Annotated in this window: 16 protein-coding genes and 1 pseudogene; 6 read left to right on the plus strand and 11 right to left on the minus strand. The window is 73.0% G+C overall.

Annotated features, from left to right (window positions below):
- The first annotated feature begins 83 nt into the window (after nucleotides 1-83).
- The gene (locus tag ABGB14_RS13815) at nucleotides 84-1004 is read left to right on the plus strand and encodes an aldo/keto reductase (RefSeq protein WP_347644006.1); all 921 of its coding nucleotides are present in this window, start codon (nucleotides 84-86) and stop codon (nucleotides 1002-1004) included.
- Nucleotides 1005-1050: 46 nt separating this feature from the next.
- On the plus strand, nucleotides 1051-1821 hold the full coding sequence (locus ABGB14_RS13820; RefSeq protein WP_347644007.1) for an aldolase/citrate lyase family protein: 771 nt from the start codon (nucleotides 1051-1053) through the stop codon (nucleotides 1819-1821).
- Nucleotides 1822-1828: 7 nt separating this feature from the next.
- Here the strand turns inward: ABGB14_RS13820 and ABGB14_RS13825 are convergent, their stop codons facing one another.
- Nucleotides 1829-2209: a VOC family protein gene (locus ABGB14_RS13825; protein WP_347644008.1), complete on the minus strand. Its 381-nt coding sequence runs from the start codon at nucleotides 2207-2209 to the stop codon at nucleotides 1829-1831.
- Nucleotides 2210-2341: 132 nt separating this feature from the next.
- Here ABGB14_RS13825 and ABGB14_RS13830 point away from each other — a divergent pair, with 132 nt between their 5' ends.
- Nucleotides 2342-3124, plus strand: coding sequence for a hypothetical protein (locus ABGB14_RS13830; RefSeq protein WP_347644349.1), 783 nt, complete (start codon nucleotides 2342-2344; stop codon nucleotides 3122-3124).
- Between the two features lie 166 nt (nucleotides 3125-3290).
- Here ABGB14_RS13830 and ABGB14_RS13835 read toward each other — a convergent pair whose 3' ends face one another.
- Genes ABGB14_RS13835 through ABGB14_RS13870 form a run of 8 tightly spaced genes read right to left on the minus strand, consistent with a single transcriptional unit; the run spans nucleotide 3291 to nucleotide 9718 of the window.
- Nucleotides 3291-3602: a DUF6401 family natural product biosynthesis protein gene (locus ABGB14_RS13835; protein WP_347644009.1), complete on the minus strand. Its 312-nt coding sequence runs from the start codon at nucleotides 3600-3602 to the stop codon at nucleotides 3291-3293.
- 27 nt (nucleotides 3603-3629) lie between these two features.
- Nucleotides 3630-4733 carry a 4-carboxymuconolactone decarboxylase gene (pcaC, locus tag ABGB14_RS13840; RefSeq protein WP_347644010.1) on the minus strand — a complete coding sequence of 368 codons (1104 nt, stop codon included), beginning with the start codon at nucleotides 4731-4733 and terminating at the stop codon, nucleotides 3630-3632.
- The gene (locus ABGB14_RS13845; RefSeq protein ID WP_347644011.1) at nucleotides 4730-6046 is read right to left on the minus strand and encodes a lyase family protein; all 1317 of its coding nucleotides are present in this window, start codon (nucleotides 6044-6046) and stop codon (nucleotides 4730-4732) included. The genes pcaC and ABGB14_RS13845 overlap by 4 nt, the downstream gene beginning before the upstream one ends.
- The gene (locus ABGB14_RS13850) at nucleotides 6036-6524 is read right to left on the minus strand and encodes a protocatechuate 3,4-dioxygenase subunit alpha (protein WP_347644012.1); all 489 of its coding nucleotides are present in this window, start codon (nucleotides 6522-6524) and stop codon (nucleotides 6036-6038) included. The genes ABGB14_RS13845 and ABGB14_RS13850 overlap by 11 nt, the downstream gene beginning before the upstream one ends.
- Nucleotides 6521-7189, minus strand: coding sequence for a protocatechuate 3,4-dioxygenase subunit beta (gene pcaH / locus ABGB14_RS13855; protein ID WP_347644013.1), 669 nt, complete (start codon nucleotides 7187-7189; stop codon nucleotides 6521-6523). Before pcaH ends, ABGB14_RS13850 begins: the two co-directional genes overlap by 4 nt.
- Nucleotides 7186-7821 carry a CoA transferase subunit B gene (locus ABGB14_RS13860; RefSeq protein WP_347644014.1) on the minus strand — a complete coding sequence of 212 codons (636 nt, stop codon included), beginning with the start codon at nucleotides 7819-7821 and terminating at the stop codon, nucleotides 7186-7188. Before ABGB14_RS13860 ends, pcaH begins: the two co-directional genes overlap by 4 nt.
- Nucleotides 7821-8564 carry a CoA transferase subunit A gene (locus tag ABGB14_RS13865; RefSeq protein ID WP_347644015.1) on the minus strand — a complete coding sequence of 248 codons (744 nt, stop codon included), beginning with the start codon at nucleotides 8562-8564 and terminating at the stop codon, nucleotides 7821-7823. The genes ABGB14_RS13860 and ABGB14_RS13865 overlap by 1 nt, the downstream gene beginning before the upstream one ends.
- Nucleotides 8561-9718 (minus strand): 4-hydroxybenzoate 3-monooxygenase, encoded by a 1158-nt coding sequence (locus ABGB14_RS13870; RefSeq protein WP_347644016.1) that lies wholly within the window; start codon nucleotides 9716-9718, stop codon nucleotides 8561-8563. Before ABGB14_RS13870 ends, ABGB14_RS13865 begins: the two co-directional genes overlap by 4 nt.
- A 79-nt stretch (nucleotides 9719-9797) precedes the next feature.
- Here ABGB14_RS13870 and ABGB14_RS13875 point away from each other — a divergent pair.
- Nucleotides 9798-10550: pseudogene (locus ABGB14_RS13875) on the plus strand (IclR family transcriptional regulator); the annotation flags it as partial.
- Here the strand turns inward: ABGB14_RS13875 and ABGB14_RS13880 are convergent.
- A complete protein-coding gene (locus ABGB14_RS13880; protein WP_347644017.1) occupies nucleotides 10550-12316 on the minus strand; it encodes a thiamine pyrophosphate-dependent enzyme in 1767 nt (588 codons plus the stop codon). The pseudogene ABGB14_RS13875 and the gene ABGB14_RS13880 overlap by 1 nt on opposite strands.
- Nucleotides 12317-12403: 87 nt before the next feature.
- Here ABGB14_RS13880 and ABGB14_RS13885 point away from each other — a divergent pair, with 87 nt between their 5' ends.
- Together ABGB14_RS13885 and ABGB14_RS13890 are read left to right on the plus strand one after the other, a co-directional pair.
- Nucleotides 12404-13297, plus strand: coding sequence for an NAD(P)H-binding protein (locus tag ABGB14_RS13885; protein ID WP_347644018.1), 894 nt, complete (start codon nucleotides 12404-12406; stop codon nucleotides 13295-13297).
- 71 nt (nucleotides 13298-13368) lie between these two features.
- Nucleotides 13369-14787, plus strand: a complete 1419-nt coding sequence (locus ABGB14_RS13890) for an FAD-dependent oxidoreductase (RefSeq protein WP_347644350.1) — start codon at nucleotides 13369-13371, stop codon at nucleotides 14785-14787.
- A gap of 21 nt (nucleotides 14788-14808) precedes the next feature.
- Here ABGB14_RS13890 and ligD read toward each other — a convergent pair whose 3' ends face one another.
- On the minus strand, nucleotides 14809-16002 hold the full coding sequence (ligD, locus tag ABGB14_RS13895; RefSeq protein ID WP_347644019.1) for a non-homologous end-joining DNA ligase: 1194 nt from the start codon (nucleotides 16000-16002) through the stop codon (nucleotides 14809-14811).
- Nucleotide 16003: the final 1 nt, after the last annotated feature.

Genomic DNA, 16003 nt, shown 5'->3' on the forward strand with positions numbered 1-16003 from the left:
GCGCGCCGGCCCCTCCGCGACCGAGGGCCGCCATGGCGAACCGCCCGGCGCGACGGCCGGCCGACTACGACAAGGGAAGAGGCATGATCCCCGAACCGGTGCTCGGCACCATGACGTTCGGCGACACCGTGGACGCCGGCACGGCGGGGCGGATGCTGGACCTCGCGCTCGACGCCGGGGTGAGCGGCGTGGACACCGCCAACGGCTACGCGGGCGGCGCCGCCGAGGAGATCCTCGGCGAGCTGCTGCGCGGCCGCCGCGACCGGGTGGTGCTGGCGACCAAGGCCGGCATCCCGCACCCGGACGCCGGCGAGCACGCGCCGCTCTCCCCCGCCGGGTTGCGCGCCTCGCTGGAGGGCAGCCTGCGACGGTTGCGGACCGACCACGTCGACCTGTTCTACCTCCACCAGCCGGACCGGGCGACGCCGCTGGAGGACACCCTCGGCACGGTCGAGCAGCTGGTCGCCGAGGGCAAGATCGGTGAGCTGGGCGTGTCCAACTACGCCGCCTGGCAGATCGCCGGGATCGCCCCACGGCCCGTGCTCGCCCAGCAGCTCTACAACCTGCTGGCCAGGAGGATCGAGGACGAGTACGCGGAGTTCGCGCTCGCGGCCGGCCTGCGCACGATGGTCTACAACCCGCTCGGCGGCGGCCTGCTGACCGGCCGGCACCGCTTCGACCAGGCGCCGGAGGCGGGCCGCTTCGGCGACTCGCGGCTGGCGGCGATGTACCGGCGGCGGTACTGGGACGCCGAGTTGTTCCGGGCCGTCGAGGACCTCGGCGCGATCGCCCGCGCGGCCGGGATGCCGCTCGCCGAGTTGTCGCTGCGCTGGCTGACCGGCAGGCCGGTGGTGAGCGCGGTGCTGCTCGGCGCGTCCGGCCCCGGGCAGCTCGGCGCCAACCTGGCCGCCCTGGCAGCCGGGCCGCTGCCCGCCGACGTGGCCGCCGCGTGCGACGCCGTGGGCGACGCGCTCCGCGGCCCGATGCCGGCGTACAACAGGTGACCCCACTGGCCGGCCCGCACATCCGCACCAGCGCAGAGGAGATCGCATGACCGCCGCCGAGTTCGCCAGGAAGATCCGCAGCCGGGAACGGGCCGTCGGCTACTGGGTGGTGCTGGACGCGCCCATCGCCACCGAACGCCTGGCCCGGCTGGGGTACGACTACATCGCGCTGGACGGCCAGCACGGGCTGATCGGCAACGCCGGGCTGCTGAGCAACCTCATGGCCATCGACGCCGGCGGTCGCTCGACCGGACTGGTACGGGTGGAGTCGGGCGAGCCCGCGGCCATCGGCAGGGCGCTCGACTTCGGCGCGGGCGGCGTGATCGTGCCGCTGGTCGACACCGCCGAGGACGCGGCGAGCGCCGTGTCGGCCGCCCGCTACCCGGCCGGGGGCCGCCGATCGTACGGCCCCATGCGCTCCATGCTGCGGATCGGCCCCACTCCGGCGGAGGCGGACGACAGCGTGCTGGTCCTGGCCATGATCGAGACGCCGGAGGGCCTGGCCAACATCGAGGCCATCTGCGCCACCCCGGGCCTGGACGGCGTGTACGTGGGCCCGTCCGACCTGTGCCTGGCCGTCGGCGGCCGGTTCCCCGGCGACCCCGAGGTCGCGGGGGTGTTCGAGGAGGCGCTGGAGAAGGTCAGGACGACCGCCGAGCGGGCCGGGGTCGCGGCCGGCATCCACAACCCGGGCGGCGAGCAGGCAGCCCGGCGCCTGGCGGAGGGCTTCACGTTCGCCACCGTCGCCTCCGACCTCGTCCACCTGGAGCAGGCCGCGGCGGCTCACCTGAAGGCGGCCGGGTCCGGCCCGGCCTGATCCGCTGTTACGGCCAGGTCTTCGCCTCGGCGTCGAACACTTCCCGGTCGCTCTCCACCGGCAGCACGCACATGAGGTGCCCTCCGGGCGCGCGCAGCGTGCGGCACTCCTGCCACTGCGACACCTCGGTGGCCCCGAGTGCGACCAGGCGCCGGACCTCGGCCTCGACGTCGTCGGACTCGATGTCGATGTGGAAACGGGGCGGGTCGTCGGCCGACTGGACGGCCACGGCGAACCCCGGGACGGCTCCGTGCAGCGAGATGAACTGCTCGTACCCTTCGAGCGGCCGGGCGGTGGCGCCGAGCGCCGCCGCCCAGAAGGCGGCCGCCTGGTCGGCCTCGGCGGCCGGCGTGTCGATCAGCAGGGCGTACAAACGGCTTCGATGCATAGTGATCACCCTATAGGGCACCCGAAAGACGATATGTCGCCTTATGCGAGCTTTCGGTGGCACTGTGTGCATAGACCGTTGCGGTCCGGGTAGCGCCGTTGCATCAGCTCCTCGGAGGAGGAAACCGTGGACATCAACATAGGCCAAGGACTTACCGACGTATTCCGGCAGATTGCAACGTTCGTCCCGAAGCTGATCGCGTTCATCGTGATTCTCATCATCGGGTGGATCGTGGCGAAGGTGCTGGAGAAGATCGTCAACAAGGTGCTCGAACGGGTCGGCTTCGAGCGGGTCGTTGACCGCAGCGGCGTGCACCGCTGGTTGGAGCGGAGCGACTACACCGCCAGCAGCCTGCTCGCCAGAATCGTCTACTACGCGATCCTGCTGGTCACCCTGCAGATAGCCTTCAACGTCTTCGGGCCCAACCCGATCTCGGCGCTGCTGGCCGCCGTGGTGGGCTGGCTGCCCAAGGCCATCGTGGCGATCGTGATCATCGTGGTGGCCGGCGCCATCGCCAAGGCCGTCAGGGACATCCTCTCGGGCGCGCTCGGCGGTCTGTCCTACGGGCGCTTCCTGGCGACCCTGGCCGCGGTGTTCATCTGGGCGCTGGGCATCATCGCCGCGCTCAACCAGATCGGCGTGGCCACCGCCGTCACCACGCCTGTGCTGATCACGGTGCTCGCCACCATCGGCGCGATCGCGGCCATCGGCATCGGGGGCGGGCTCATCCGGCCGATGCAGCAGCGCTGGGAGCGCTGGCTGGGCCGTATCGAGGCCGAGGCGCCGCAGGCCAGGGCGCACGCGGAGGCGTACCAGCGGGGTCGTGAGGACGCCCGGTCGATGAGCGAGGAGACGACGCAGGTGCGGACGATGCCGGGCGGGCGCACCACCCGCTCGGACATGCCCCCGGAGTGACCGTGACGGTCCTCCTCCTGTCCGGCCCGCCCGAACTCGACCGGCCCGGCCTGTTGCGGGGGCCCGGGCCGGGCCGCCGAGAGCCGGGCGGGAACGCCCGGACCGGGCGGCGCGATCGGCCGCATGCGGCGCTCAGCCGGGCGGCGCGATCGGCCGGGCGGGGCGGTCAGGCCGGGTGGCCGTCCTCGAGCAGGCCGAGCTCGCGCGACAGCCAGCAGACGGCCGTCAGCCGGAGCGCCGGCGCGTCCGGCTCGCCGCTGAAGACCCACCCCCGGTGCCGCAGCTCGTCAAGGAACCCGAGCAGGTAGTCGCCCAGCGTCTCCCGGTCGAGCGGGATCGCGTCACGCAGCACCGCGGCGTGCTGGTCGACCGCCGCCGCCATCCCCGGGTCGGCGCTCATCCTGGCGAGCTGGGCGTCGCCCAGCGTGTTCATCAACCACCGCAAGGGCGAAGCCGCCCATCCGTCCTCGAAAACCACCCGCCAACCTTAAAGCATTTTCCAAGGTCAGGGGGCATCTGGCCCAAGTTCGTCCAGCGTGCGGCGGGCCACCGCGAAGGCGGCGTTGGCCGCCGGGACCCCGCAGTAGACGGCGCTCTGGAGCAGCACCTCCTTGATCTCGTCCGGGGTGAGCCCGTTGCGCAGAGCCGCGCGGACGTGCATGGCCAGCTCCTCCAGATGCCCTCTGGCGACGAGGGCGGTGAGGGTGACACAGCTGCGGGTGCGCCGGTCGAGCCCCGGGCGGTTCCAGATCTCGTCCCAGGCGTAGCGGGTGATGAAGTCCTGGAAGTCGCGGGTGAAGCCGGTGGTCGCGGCGATCGCCCGGTCGACGTGCGCGTCGCCGAGCACCTCGCGCCTGGTGCGCATGCCCGCCTCCCGCCCGCCGTCTCGCAGGTGGCGGGCGATGGCGGTGGTGACGGCGCCGGGACGTTCGACGCCGGCCAGGTGGGCCGCCCGCGGCACGACCGTGAGCGAGGCTCCCGGGATGCCGTCGGCCAGCGTGAGCGCCTGGTCGAGGGGCGTGGCCGGGTCCTCGGCCCCGGCGATCACCAACGCGGGCGCGGTGACCTCGCCGAGCCTGCCCGTCACGTCGAAGGCGGCCAGGGCCTCGCAGCAGGCGGCGTACGACGGGGCGTCCACCTCCGCCAGCCCTTCCAGCACCCACCGGCCGTCGAAGCCGGGCGTGAACCAGCGGTTCTCCAGCGCCGGTGCGAGCGCGGCCACTCCCTCGGCCCGCACCAGCTCCGCCCGCTCCCGCCACGGTCCCGGCTCGCCGAACCGGGCGGACGTGCAGCACAACACCAGGCCGCGCACCCGGCCGGGGACGCGGAGCGCGACGGTGGTGGCGATGGCACCGCCGAGCGAGATGCCGCCGATCGCGAAGGGCACGTCCTCGACGAGGTCGAGCACGGCCGCCGCCAGGTCGTCGATCGTGAATCCGGTGGCCGGCGCCGACCCGCCGTGGCCGGGCAGGTCGTACCTGAGCACCCGCCAGGACGCGGTGAGCTCGGCGAGCTGGGGGCGCCAGACCTCTGTCGTGGTGCCGAGCGAGGGCCCGAGCACCAGCAGCGGCGCGCCTGACGGGCCGTCCACGCGGTGGTGGAGTTTCACGGCTGCTCCCGGTAGGTGGTGAGAATGCGGTCGACGAGCTCCGGAGCCGCGCCCACGTACGCGGACGGGTCGAGCAGCTCGTCCGGGTCCCGGGTCAGGCCCGCCTCGGCCAGCGCGTCACCGAGTTCGAGCGGCCCGCGCCCAGGCATGATCGCGGCAAGCCTGTCGCGGCCGAGGTGGGCGGCCAGGCGTTCGGCGACGAGGCGCCCGCCGGTCAGGCCGGCGTTGGCGCGCATGCGTTCGGGGAAGACCTGGAGCCCGCGCACCAGCTCGGCGGCGGTCTCGGCCGCGCCCCCGGTCAGGCGGAGCGCCTCGCGCAGCGGCAGCCACTCCGCCTGCCAGGCCCCGGCGGCCCGCTCGTGCCCGCCGACCTGGCCGAGCACCTGCGCGTACGCGGGCACCTGGAGCGCGGCCGACCTGACCAGTACGGACAGCGCGGGGTTACGCTTCTGCGGCATGGCCGAGGAGCCGCCGGACGACGACTCGGCCACCTCCCCGACCTCGGTCTGGGCCATGAGGATGATGTCGGTGGCCGGTTTGCCCAGCGCGCGGGCAGTGCCGGCGAGCGCCGCGCCCAGGTCGGTGACGGCGGAGCGCTCCGCGTGCCACGGCGCCGCGGGCGCGGCCAGCCCGATCTCCTCGGCGAACACCTCGACCAGGGGAAGCGCGGTGGACGGGTCCTGCTCGGCGAAGGCTGCGAGGGTGCCGGCCGCGCCGCCGAGCTGGGCGGGCAGGCGCAGCTCCCGCAGCCGGGCGCGGGCGCGCATCAGGCCCGCCAGCCACTGCGCGGCCTTCAGCCCGAACGTCGTCGGCACCGCGTGCTGTCCCAGCGTGCGCGCGGCCATCACCGTGTCCCTGTGGCGACCGGCCAGCTCGCACAGGTCGTCCATGACGGCGCCCAGGTCGGCGACGACGGCTCGGACCGTGCGGGCGGCCACCAGCATGGCGGCGGTGTCCACGATGTCCTGGCTGGTGGCGCCCCTGTGCACGTGGCCGGCCGCGCCGGGCACGGCCCGCCGCAGGTCGGCCACCAGCGGGACGACGGGGGTGGCCGACTGCCTGGACCGCGCGGCCACGCCGGCCGGGTCGGGCACGAGCGTGGCGGCGGCCCTGTCGATGGCGGCCGCCGCCTCCGCCGGGATGAGCCCCAGGCGGCCCTGGGCGCGGGCGAGCGCCGCCTCGGCCTCCAGCATGGCCCGCAGCCACGCCGTGTCCGAGGTGATCGCCTCCGCCTCGGTGCCCGCCCGGACGGGCGCGAGCAGCCCGCCGTCGCCGCCCGGCCCCCTGGACGTCGATGGCTCGTCAGAAGTCAATGAACACCGTCTCCTCCGCTCCCTGCAGTCTCACATCGAAGCGGTAGGAATCGCCAGAACCGGCGGCGATCAGCGTGGCCCTGCGCCCGGGTTCGAGGACGTCGAGCAGCGGGTCGGGCACGTCCTCCAGATAGACGCGGGTGAGCACGGAGCGCAGCAGGCCGCGGGCGAAGACCTGCAGCGACAGGTACGGCCCCGGCGGCGGGGCCGTACGGAAACGGTAGGTGCCGTCCGGCGCGGTGGCGCAGCGGCCGAACCCGGACACCTGCCCGCCCTGCCTGCTCAGCGCGCCGCGGTCCCCGGTGAAGCCGAGCCAGAGTTCGAGCAGGGCGTCGGGCACCGGCTCCCCGGCGCCGTCCAGCACCCGGCCGGTGAGCGTGATCGCGCCGGGATGCCCTTCTGGCACGAGCTCCCAGTCCCGCTCGTACGGCAGCGCGTGGCTGAAGAACGGTCCGACCGTCTGCGAGGGCGTGGTCATGGCGTCTCCGTCGGGGTGCGGCCGAGCACGATGTCGAACGCGTAGCCGAGGGCCCACTCGGGCTCGGTGAGGTCCAGCTCGAACGACGCGACGAGGCGCCGCCTGGCCGCCTCGTCCGGAATCGACTGCATGATCGGGTCGAAGGGCATGAGCGGGTCTCCGGGGAAGTACATCTGGGTGACCAGCCGCTGGGTGAAGGCCTGTCCGAAGACGGAGAAGTGCAGGTGGGCGGGGCGCCAGGCGTTGTCGTGGTTGCGCCACGGGTAGGCGCCGGGCTTGATCGTGACGAACCGGTAGCGGCCGTCCTCGTCGGTGAGGCAGCGGCCGGCTCCGGTGAAGTTCGGGTCGAGGGTGGCGGGGTGCTGGTCGCCGTCGTGGGCGTAGCGGCCGGCCGCGTTGGCCTGCCAGAGCTCGACCAGCGTGCCGCGCAGGGGGCGGCCGTCGTCGTCGAGCACGCGCCCCTCGACGATGATGCGCTCGCCGATGGGCTCGCCCGCGTGCTGCCTGGTGAGGTCGGCGTCGAGCGCGCCGACCTCCTCGTGGGCGAAGACGGGGCCGGTCAGCTCGATCGCGTCGGGGTCGAGCTTGAAGGCGACGGGCGGGCGGGCGGGGGCGCGCACGACCGTGCTGCGGTAGCCGGGGCTCAGGTAGGGAGGATGGCTCATGTGGCTCCTTCTGTGAGGTCGGCCGCCGTCCTGGCGCGCACCTCGCCGGCGGTGACGCCGGGGGCGGTCTCCACGAGCTTCAGACCGCCGGGGACGACGTCGATGACGGCCAGGTCGGTGATCACGCGGTCGACGCAGGACCGGCCGGTGAGGGGCAGCGTGCAGGCGGGCAGGATCTTGGGGTCGCCGTCGCGCGTCGTGTGCTCCATGACCACGATGACCCGGCGGGCGCCGTGCACGAGGTCCATGGCGCCGCCCATCCCTTTGATCATCTTGCCGGGGACCGCCCAGTTGGCCAGGTCGCCGGCCTGCGACACCTGCATGGCGCCGAGCACCGCCACGTCCACGTGGCCGCCGCGGATCATGCCGAACGACAGCGCCGAGTCGAAGTACGACGCCCCGGGGTCGACGGTGACCGTCTCCTTGCCCGCGTTGATCAGGTCGGCATCCACCTCGTCAGGCAGCGGGTACGGCCCCACGCCGAGGATGCCGTTCTCCGAGTGGATCACGGCGGTGCGTCCGCCGAGGTGGGCGGGGATGAGCGTGGGCAGGCCGATGCCGAGGTTGACGTACGAGCCGTCGGGCAGCTCGTCCGCCGCGCGGGCCGCCATCTGCTGCCGGGTCCAGGCCATCAGGAACGCACCGTCCGCCGCTCGATGGGTTTGTCCGCCGCCTGCCCGGGATCCAGCACCAGCACCCTCTGCACGAAGACGCCGGGCAGGTGCACCTCCTCGGGGTCGAGCTCGCACAACTCCTCGACCTCGGCGATGGTGACCCGTCCCGCCATGGCGGCCGGCGGGTTGAAGTTGCGTGCGGCCTTGGCGAACACCAGGTTTCCGTAGATGTCGCCACGCGCGGCCCGGACGAGCGCGAAGTCCGTCCGGATGCCGTGCTCCAGGATGTACGGGACGCCGTCGAACTCCCTGACCTCCTTCGGCGGCGACGCCACCGCCACCGACCCGTCGGAGCGGTGGCGCCACGGCAGCCCACCCTCCTCGACCAGCGTCCCCACGCCCGCCCTCGTGTAGAAGGCGGGGATGCCGGAGCCGCCGGCCCGCAGCCGCTCGGCCAGCGTGCCCTGCGGGATCAGCTCCACCTCCAGCTCGCCGGCCAGGTACTGCCGGGCGAACTCCTTGTTGTCCCCCACGTACGAGCCGGTGACGCGGGAGATCCGCCCGGCCGCGAGCAGCTCGCCCAGACCGCGCCCGTCGGTGCCGCAGTTGTTCGACACGACGTGCAGGCCGGACGTGCCCTGCCCGAGCAGCGCCTTGATGAGCACGGCGGGCACCCCGGCCAGGCCGAAGCCGCCGACCGCGAGGGACGCCCCGTCCCCGATTCCCGCGACCGCCTCGGCCGCCGTACCAACGATCTTCATGGCATTCCCACGTAGTTCTCCGCCAGGGTCGTCGCCGCGGCCTCGGACGAGGTCACGTAGTCCAGGTAGGACAGCTGCAGCCGGCGCGCGTACGCGTCGTCGTCCTCGAACGTGTGCAGCAGGGTGGTCATCCACCACGAGAAGTGCTGCGCCCGCCACACCCGTCGCAGGCACGCCCGCGAGTAGCCGTCGAGCAGCCCGGCCGAGCCGTGCTCGAAGTAGGCGGCCAGGGCGCGGGTGAGGACGCGGACGTCGGCCACGGCCAGGTTGAGCCCCTTGGCGCCGGTGGGCGGCACGATGTGGGCGGCGTCGCCGGCCAGGTAGAGGCGGCCGTACTGCATGGGCTCGGCGACGAACGCCCGCATGGGCGTGACGCCCTTCTCCATGATCTCGCCGGTGGCCAGCGCGAAGCCGGGCACGCTCTCCAGCCGGGCCTTCAGCTCGGCCCAGATCCGCTCGTCCGGCCACTCCTCCACCCGCTCGCCGGCGGGGACCTGTAGGTAGAAGCGGCTGACCTCGGGCGTGCGCATGCTGTGCAGGGCGAACCCGCGCTCGGTCCTGGTGTAGATCAGCTCCTCGGACGACGGCGCCACCCTGGCCAGGATGCCCAGCCAGGCGAAGGGATATTCGCGCTCGTAAACGCTCAGAACGCCCTCCGGGATCGACGGCCTCGACACGCCGTGGAAGCCGTCGCAGCCGGCGATCACGTCGCAGTCGAGCCGCTCGCCGCCGAACGTCAGGTACGGCCGCTCCGTCTCCAGGCCGTGCAGGGCCACGTCCTCGACCTCGAACCGCACGTCGCCGCCCGCCGCGAGCCGGGCCGCGATGAGGTCCTTGACCACCTCCTGCTGGCCGTACACGGTGATGCGCCGGCCGGGCACCAGCTTCTCGAACGGGATGCGGTGGCCCGCGCCGTCGTACCTGAGCTCGATCCCGTGGTGCGGCAGCCCCTCGCGCAGGAGGCGCTCGCCGACGCCGGCCTCGACCAGCGTGTCCACCGTGCCCTGCTCCAGCACCCCGGCTCTGACTCGCCGCTCGACGTGGTCGCGGCTGCGCTTCTCCAGCACCACGGAGGAGATGCCGCGCAGGTGGAGCAAGTGGGACAGGAGCAGGCCGGCGGGCCCGGCCCCGATGATCCCGACCTGAGTTCGCATATACGGAGCATCCTGCCTCCAGGGGCGATCAGCCGAACCAACCCTTCCACTGGGTGGAAGAAATGGGCAGGATTGGTCCATGGCAGGTGGATCTCGCGTTCCCGGGCGTTCGGTGACGTCCAAGGTGCTCGCGATCCTCGGCGCGTTCGATCCGGCTCACCCCCAGCTCACCCTGACCGAGCTGGCCAGGCGGAGCGGGGTACCGCTGAGCACGGCCCACCGCCTGGTCGCGGAGCTGGAGGAGTGGCAGGCGCTGAGCCGCGCGCCCGACGGCCGGCTGCGGGTGGGGCTGCGGTTGTGGGAGCTGGGCCAGCTCGCGCCCGCCCGGCTGCAGGACCTGGCGCATCCGTGGCTGCAGGACCTGTTCGCCGGCACCGGCGAGAACGTGCACCTGGCCGTCCGCGACGGGCTCGAGGTGCTCTACGTCGACAAGGTGCACGGCAGGCGGGCGGTGCCCATCGTGTCCAGGACCGGCGCCCGGCTGCCCATGCATCCGACGGGCGTCGGCAAGGCGCTGCTGGCGTACGAGCCGGAGTGGTTCGTCAAGGCGTACCTGGCGCGCAAGCTCGAACGGCCGACCCCGCACACGATCACCGAGGCCGGGCGGCTGGCCAGGGAGCTGGCGACCGTGCGCTCCCAGGGGTACGCGCTGACGTACGAGGAGATGACGCGGGGCTCGTGCTCGGCGGCGGCGCCGATCCTGGTGGACGGGCGGCCGGTCGCGGCGCTCGGCATCGTGATCTCCCACCGGCGCGTGCGCGAGCTGCCCCGGCTGGTCGAGCCGCTGCTGAGCGCCGCCGCCGGGATCACCAGGGCCTGCGCGGCCAGCGTCTAGTCCATCAGCTTCTGGATGCGGTCCTTGAACAGGGTCGTGGCGATGGCGGCCTTGTGCGGCTGGCCCTTCAAGAACGCCTGCGCGAAGCTCTTGGCCTGGTCGTAGGAGACCTTGCCGGGCATCGGCGGCTCGTTCTGGTCGACGTCCACGTCCACCAGGGCCGGCCCGTCGTGGGCCAGCGCCTGGCTGACGGCCGGCTCCACGTCCCCCGGCTTGGTGACCTTGGCCCCGAATCCGCCGCACGCCCTGGCCCAGGCCGCGAAGTCGGCCTCCGGCTGGTCGTAGCGCACGCCGTGCTCCGGGTAGCCGAGCACCATCTGCTCCCACAGGATCTGGCCGAGCGAGTTGTTGTTGTTGATGACGACCTTGACCGGCAGCCGCTGCTGGACCGCCGTCAGGAACTCGGCCATGAGCATCGAGAAACCCCCGTCGCCGACGTACGCGATGACCTGCCGGTCCGGGAACGCGTGCTGCATGGCGATGGCGTACGGGAGCCCCGGCGCCATGGTGGCCAGCGTGCCCGACAGGTAGAACTCGCGCTCGCCGCGGATCGTCCAGTGCCGGGCCGCCCAGGTGGCGATGGTGCCGCTGTCGCAGGTCAGGATGGCGTCGTCGGCCGCGAGCCGGTCGACGACGGACATCGCGTACTGCGGGGCGATGGGGTCGCGGTCGGGGCTCTGCAGGGCGTCCATGTCGGCCCGCCACTTCGCCATCTTCTTCTGATATTTCGCCAGATGGGCGTTGCCGTCCCGGCGGGACAGCAGCGGCAGCAGCGCCGCCAGCCCTTCCTTCGCGTCGCACACCACCGGCACGTCGGTCGCGATCCGCGCCCCCGCCCTGGTCGGTTCCGCCTCGAACTGCACCACCCTGGTCTTCCCCGGTTCCGGCAGGAACTTCGAGTAGGGGAAGTTCGTGCCCACCATGAACAGCACGTCGGCCTCGTCCATCAGCTCCTCGCTCGGCCGGGTGCCGAGCAGCCCGATCCCGCCCGTCGTGTACGGCGAGTCGTCGGGGATCACCGCCTTGCCGGGCAGGGTCTTGACCACGGGAGCGCCCAGGGCCTCGGCCACGGCCAGCACCTCGTGCCGGGCGTGCAGCGCGCCCTGCCCGACGAGGATGGCGGGCCGCTCGGCCCTGTTGAGCACCTCGGCGGCCCACTCGACGTCCTCCTGCCGCGGGATGCCGGGCGGCTGCAGGTAGACGGGCGAGGTCTGCGGCGTCCTGGCCGGCCCGAGCTGCTCGTACGGGTCCGTCCCCGCCTCCGCCACCTGGATGTCGTTGGGCAGCGTGAGGTGGGAGACCCCGCGCCGGGCGTACGACGTCCGGATCGCGAGGTCCACCAGCGAGGGCAGCTGCGCCGGGTTGGAGATCAACATGTTGTACTCGGCCACGTCCTCGAACAGCTTGTCCAGGTGGACCTCCTGCTGGTAGCCGGTGCCCAGCACGGAGGTCTCCTGCATGCCCGTGATGGCCAGCACGGGCACGTGGTCGAGCTTGGCGTCGTAGAGGCCGTTGAGCAGGTGGATGCCGCCGGGCCCCGACGTGGCCAGGCAGACGCCGATCCGCCCGGTGGCCTTGGCATAGCCGGTGGCCATGAAGGCGGCGGCCTCCTCGTGGTGGACGAGGACGAAGCGCACCCTGTCGCGGTGGCGCCGCAGCCCTTCCATGATGCCGTTGATGCCGTCGCCGGGCAGGCCGAAGACGGTGTCGACGCCCCACTCCGCGAGCCGTTCGATCAGGGATTCCGCTGCGATTTGAGCCATGCGTCCGGCACTACCCCGCACTGCCGGACACAGACGCCTTTACGTAGTTCGTTGTCATTTCCAGGCGTTCGCGGGTAGTGGAGCGACATGCGCATTCTGGTCACGGGAGCCACGGGAACGCTGGGCGGCGCGATGCTACCCGCGCTGGTCAGGGCGGGGCACCGGGTGCGGGCGCTGAGCCGGAAGGAGCGGGAGAGCTCCGGGCGCGTCGATTGGTTCTGGGGCGACCTGGTCTCCGGCAAGGGCGTCGCGGACGCCGTGCACGGCGTGGACGCGATCGCGCACCTCGCCACCAGCGGGCCCAAGGGCCGAGGAGCCGTGGACGTCCCCGGCACCCGGCGGCTGCTCCTCGCCGCCCGCGAGGCGGGGGTGCAGCACCTGCTCTACACCTCGGTCGTCGGGGTGGACCGTGCCGCCATCGGCTTCCTCGGTCGCAAGCTGGAGGCCGAGCGCCTGATCGGGGAGAGCGGGATCGGCTGGACCGTCCTGCGCGCCACGCGGTACCAGCAGTCCCTCGACCAGCGGCTGCGGGCGTACTCGTCGTTTCCCGTGATGCTCGTGGACCGCTCGCTGCCCTGGCAGCCGGTGCACACGGGCGAGGTCGCCGCGCTGGCGGTGGCGCTGCTGGCGGGCGGGCCCGAGGGCAGGGAGTTCGAGTTCGGCGGACCGCAGGTGATGGACACCGAGGAACTGGTGCGCACCTGGCTGCAGGCCAGGAACGTGCACCGCCCGTGCCTGCCCGTGCACTACCCGGGCAGGCTGTACGCGGCCCAGCGGGACGGCGAGCTCGTCACGGACGGCGACTCCCGGGGCGTCATCACCTGGCACGACTTTCTCCACCCCGCACCTCCCGCGCTGTCGGACGACTTCGCCACCGAGCACACCGCCTCCCCCACCAGCCCGGCGAACCAGCCGGAGAACGACCCTGACCTGCACGTATACGGCGGCGACGAGGGCTACGAGCGGCCGACACGAAGCTAGCCCATTGCCCCGTTCTGTTACACATCGTCCACTTGCTCCGCATATGCCGGTAATAGACAATGTGTTCGGTGATGACCGGCATCCCGCTGACCGAAGACTTCGCCAACGGCGGCGTCTCCTTCTGGTACCGGCAGATCGGCCTGCCCGCACGGCGGCCGGCGCTGCCGGGGCCCCGCGACTACGACGTCGCGATCGTGGGCGGTGGATACACCGGCCTGTGGACCGCGTACTACCTGAAACAGGCCGACCCCGGCCTGCGCATCGCGATCCTGGAGAAGGAGTTCGCCGGATTCGGCGCGTCGGGACGCAACGGCGGGTGGTTGTCGGCCGAGTTCGCCGGATCCAGGAAGCGGCACGCCAAGGCGCGCGGCCGGCAGGCGATGATCGACCTGCAGCGCGCCATGTTCCGCTCCGTCGACGAGGTCATCGCGGTGGCCCGCGAGGAGGGCATCGACGCCGACATCCACAAGGGCGGGCTGCTCCACGTCGCGACCAACCCCGCCCAGCGGCGCCGGCTCCGCGCCGAGCTGGCCGAGCTGCGCGGATGGGGGTACGGCGAGGCCGACATGCGCCTGCTCGGCCGGGACGAGCAGGCCGAGCGGCTGCAGGCCGCGGGCACGCTGGAGGCCGCGTACTCCCCGCACTGCGCCCGCATCCAGCCCGCCAAGCTGGCCGTCGGCCTGGCCGCCGCGGTCGCCCGGCTCGGCGTGGACCTCTACGAGGACACCACCGTGACCGAGCTGCGGCCCCGGCACGGCGGCGGGAAGGCCACGGCCGTCACCACGCGCGGCGCCGTCACCGCCGACTACGTCATCCGGGCCACCGAGGGCTTCACCGCCGGGCTGGCCGGCCAGCGCCGGCAGTGGCTGCCGATGAACAGCTCCATGATCGTCACCGAGCCGCTGCCCGCCGAGGTGTGGAAGCACCTCGGCTGGGCGGGCAACGAGCTCGTCGGGGACGAGGCCCACGCCTACATCTACGCCCAGCGGACCGCCGACGACCGCATCGCCATCGGCGGCCGGGGCGTCCCCTACAGGTTCGGGTCGCGTACCGACGCCCGGGGCGCCACCCAGCCGCAGACCGTCGCGCTGCTGTGGCGCATGCTGATCAAACTCTTCCCCGCGGCCGCCGACGCGCGGGTCCAGCACGCCTGGTGCGGGGTGCTCGGCGTGCCGCGCGACTGGTGCTCGACGGTGCACCTGGACCACGCCAGCGGGCTCGGCTGGGCGGGCGGCTACGTGGGCAGCGGCGTCACCACGACCAACCTGGCCGGCCGCACCCTGCGCGACCTGGTGCTGCGGCGGGAGACGGAGCTGACGGGGCTGCCGTGGGTGGGACGCCAGGTGCGGCAGTGGGAGCCGGAGCCGCTGCGGTGGGCCGGCGTGCAGCTCATCTACGCCCTCTTCCGCGCCGCCGACCGCCGCGAGAACGAGCGCGGCACCACCACCTCGGTCTATGCCCGCCTCGCCAACCTCATCTCCGGCCGCTGAACCTCCCCACCCTCGCTCCGGTCACCCCGGGGCCGCGCGCCACGGGTCGTAGTCGACCTCGAGCGGCTCCTGCCCGGGCCGCTCGCCCTCCGGCACGTGCTGCAGGTTGACCCGGATGCGATACCACACGCTGCTGCGCCCCCGCATGCCGTCGACCAGCACGTCGGCGGGCTCCAGCCGGGCCGCGACCCGCGGATGGCGGGACTTCCACCGCTCCAGGCCCGCCAGTGCCTCGTCCTTGTGCTCGGCCCTCGCGATCTCGATGACCGGCTTCGTCTGCCGCCGGCGCCCGCTGCCCTTGGGCGGCTTGGGCGCGGGCCCGAGCTCCTCGGCCAGCTCCAGCAGCCCGTCGAGCGAGCCCGCGTGCAGATCCATGTCCTCCCACGGATCACCCCGCTCGGCCAGCCGCCGCGGCACGGTCTCGACGGTGAACGCCTCGGGACGGCAGCCGGGCACCTCGTCCCACGTCAGCGGCGTGGACACGCGGGCGTCGGGCACGGCGCGCACGGAGTAGGCGGAGGCCACGGTGCGGTCGTAGGCGTTCTGGTTGAAGTCGACGAACACCCCGTGCCGCTCCTCCTTCCACCACCGGCTGGTGGCCAGGTCGGGGGCCCGCCGCTCCACCTCGCGGGCGACCGTCTCCGCCGCCTTGCGCACCTGGGCGAACGGCCAGCGCCGCTCGATCCGCGCGTACACGTGGAAGCCCCGCGACCCGGACGTCTTGGGCCATGCCGCCAGCCCGTGATCGGCCAGCACCTCGCGCGCCACCTGCGCGGTCGCCAGCACGTCGGCCCACTCCACCCCCGGCACGGGATCGAGGTCGATGCGCAGCTCGTCGGGCCTGGACAGGTCGTCGGAACGCACCGGATGCGGGTTGAGGTCGACGCACCCGAGATTGACCACCCACACCAGCTGGGCCAGGTCGGTGCACACGACTTCTTCCGCGCTCAGGCCCGAGCGGTATCTCAGCTCCGCCACCTCGATCCAGTCCGGCCGCTTCGCCGGGGCGCGCTTCTGGAAGAACGCCTCCTCCTCGATGCCGCGCACGAACCGCTTGAGCACCATCGGCCGCCCGTGCACGCCCCGCAGCGCCCCCTCGCCCACCGCCTGGTAGTAGCGGATCAGATCGAGCTTGGTGAGGCCGGACTGCGGGAAGACCACCTTGCCGGGGCTGGTGACGCGCACGTCGCGCCCGGCGACCTCGATGTCAGGCATA

Origin of the sequence: Nonomuraea sp. B10E15, from assembly GCF_039871615.1 — a bacterium.
Lineage (GTDB): Bacteria > Actinomycetota > Actinomycetes > Streptosporangiales > Streptosporangiaceae > Nonomuraea.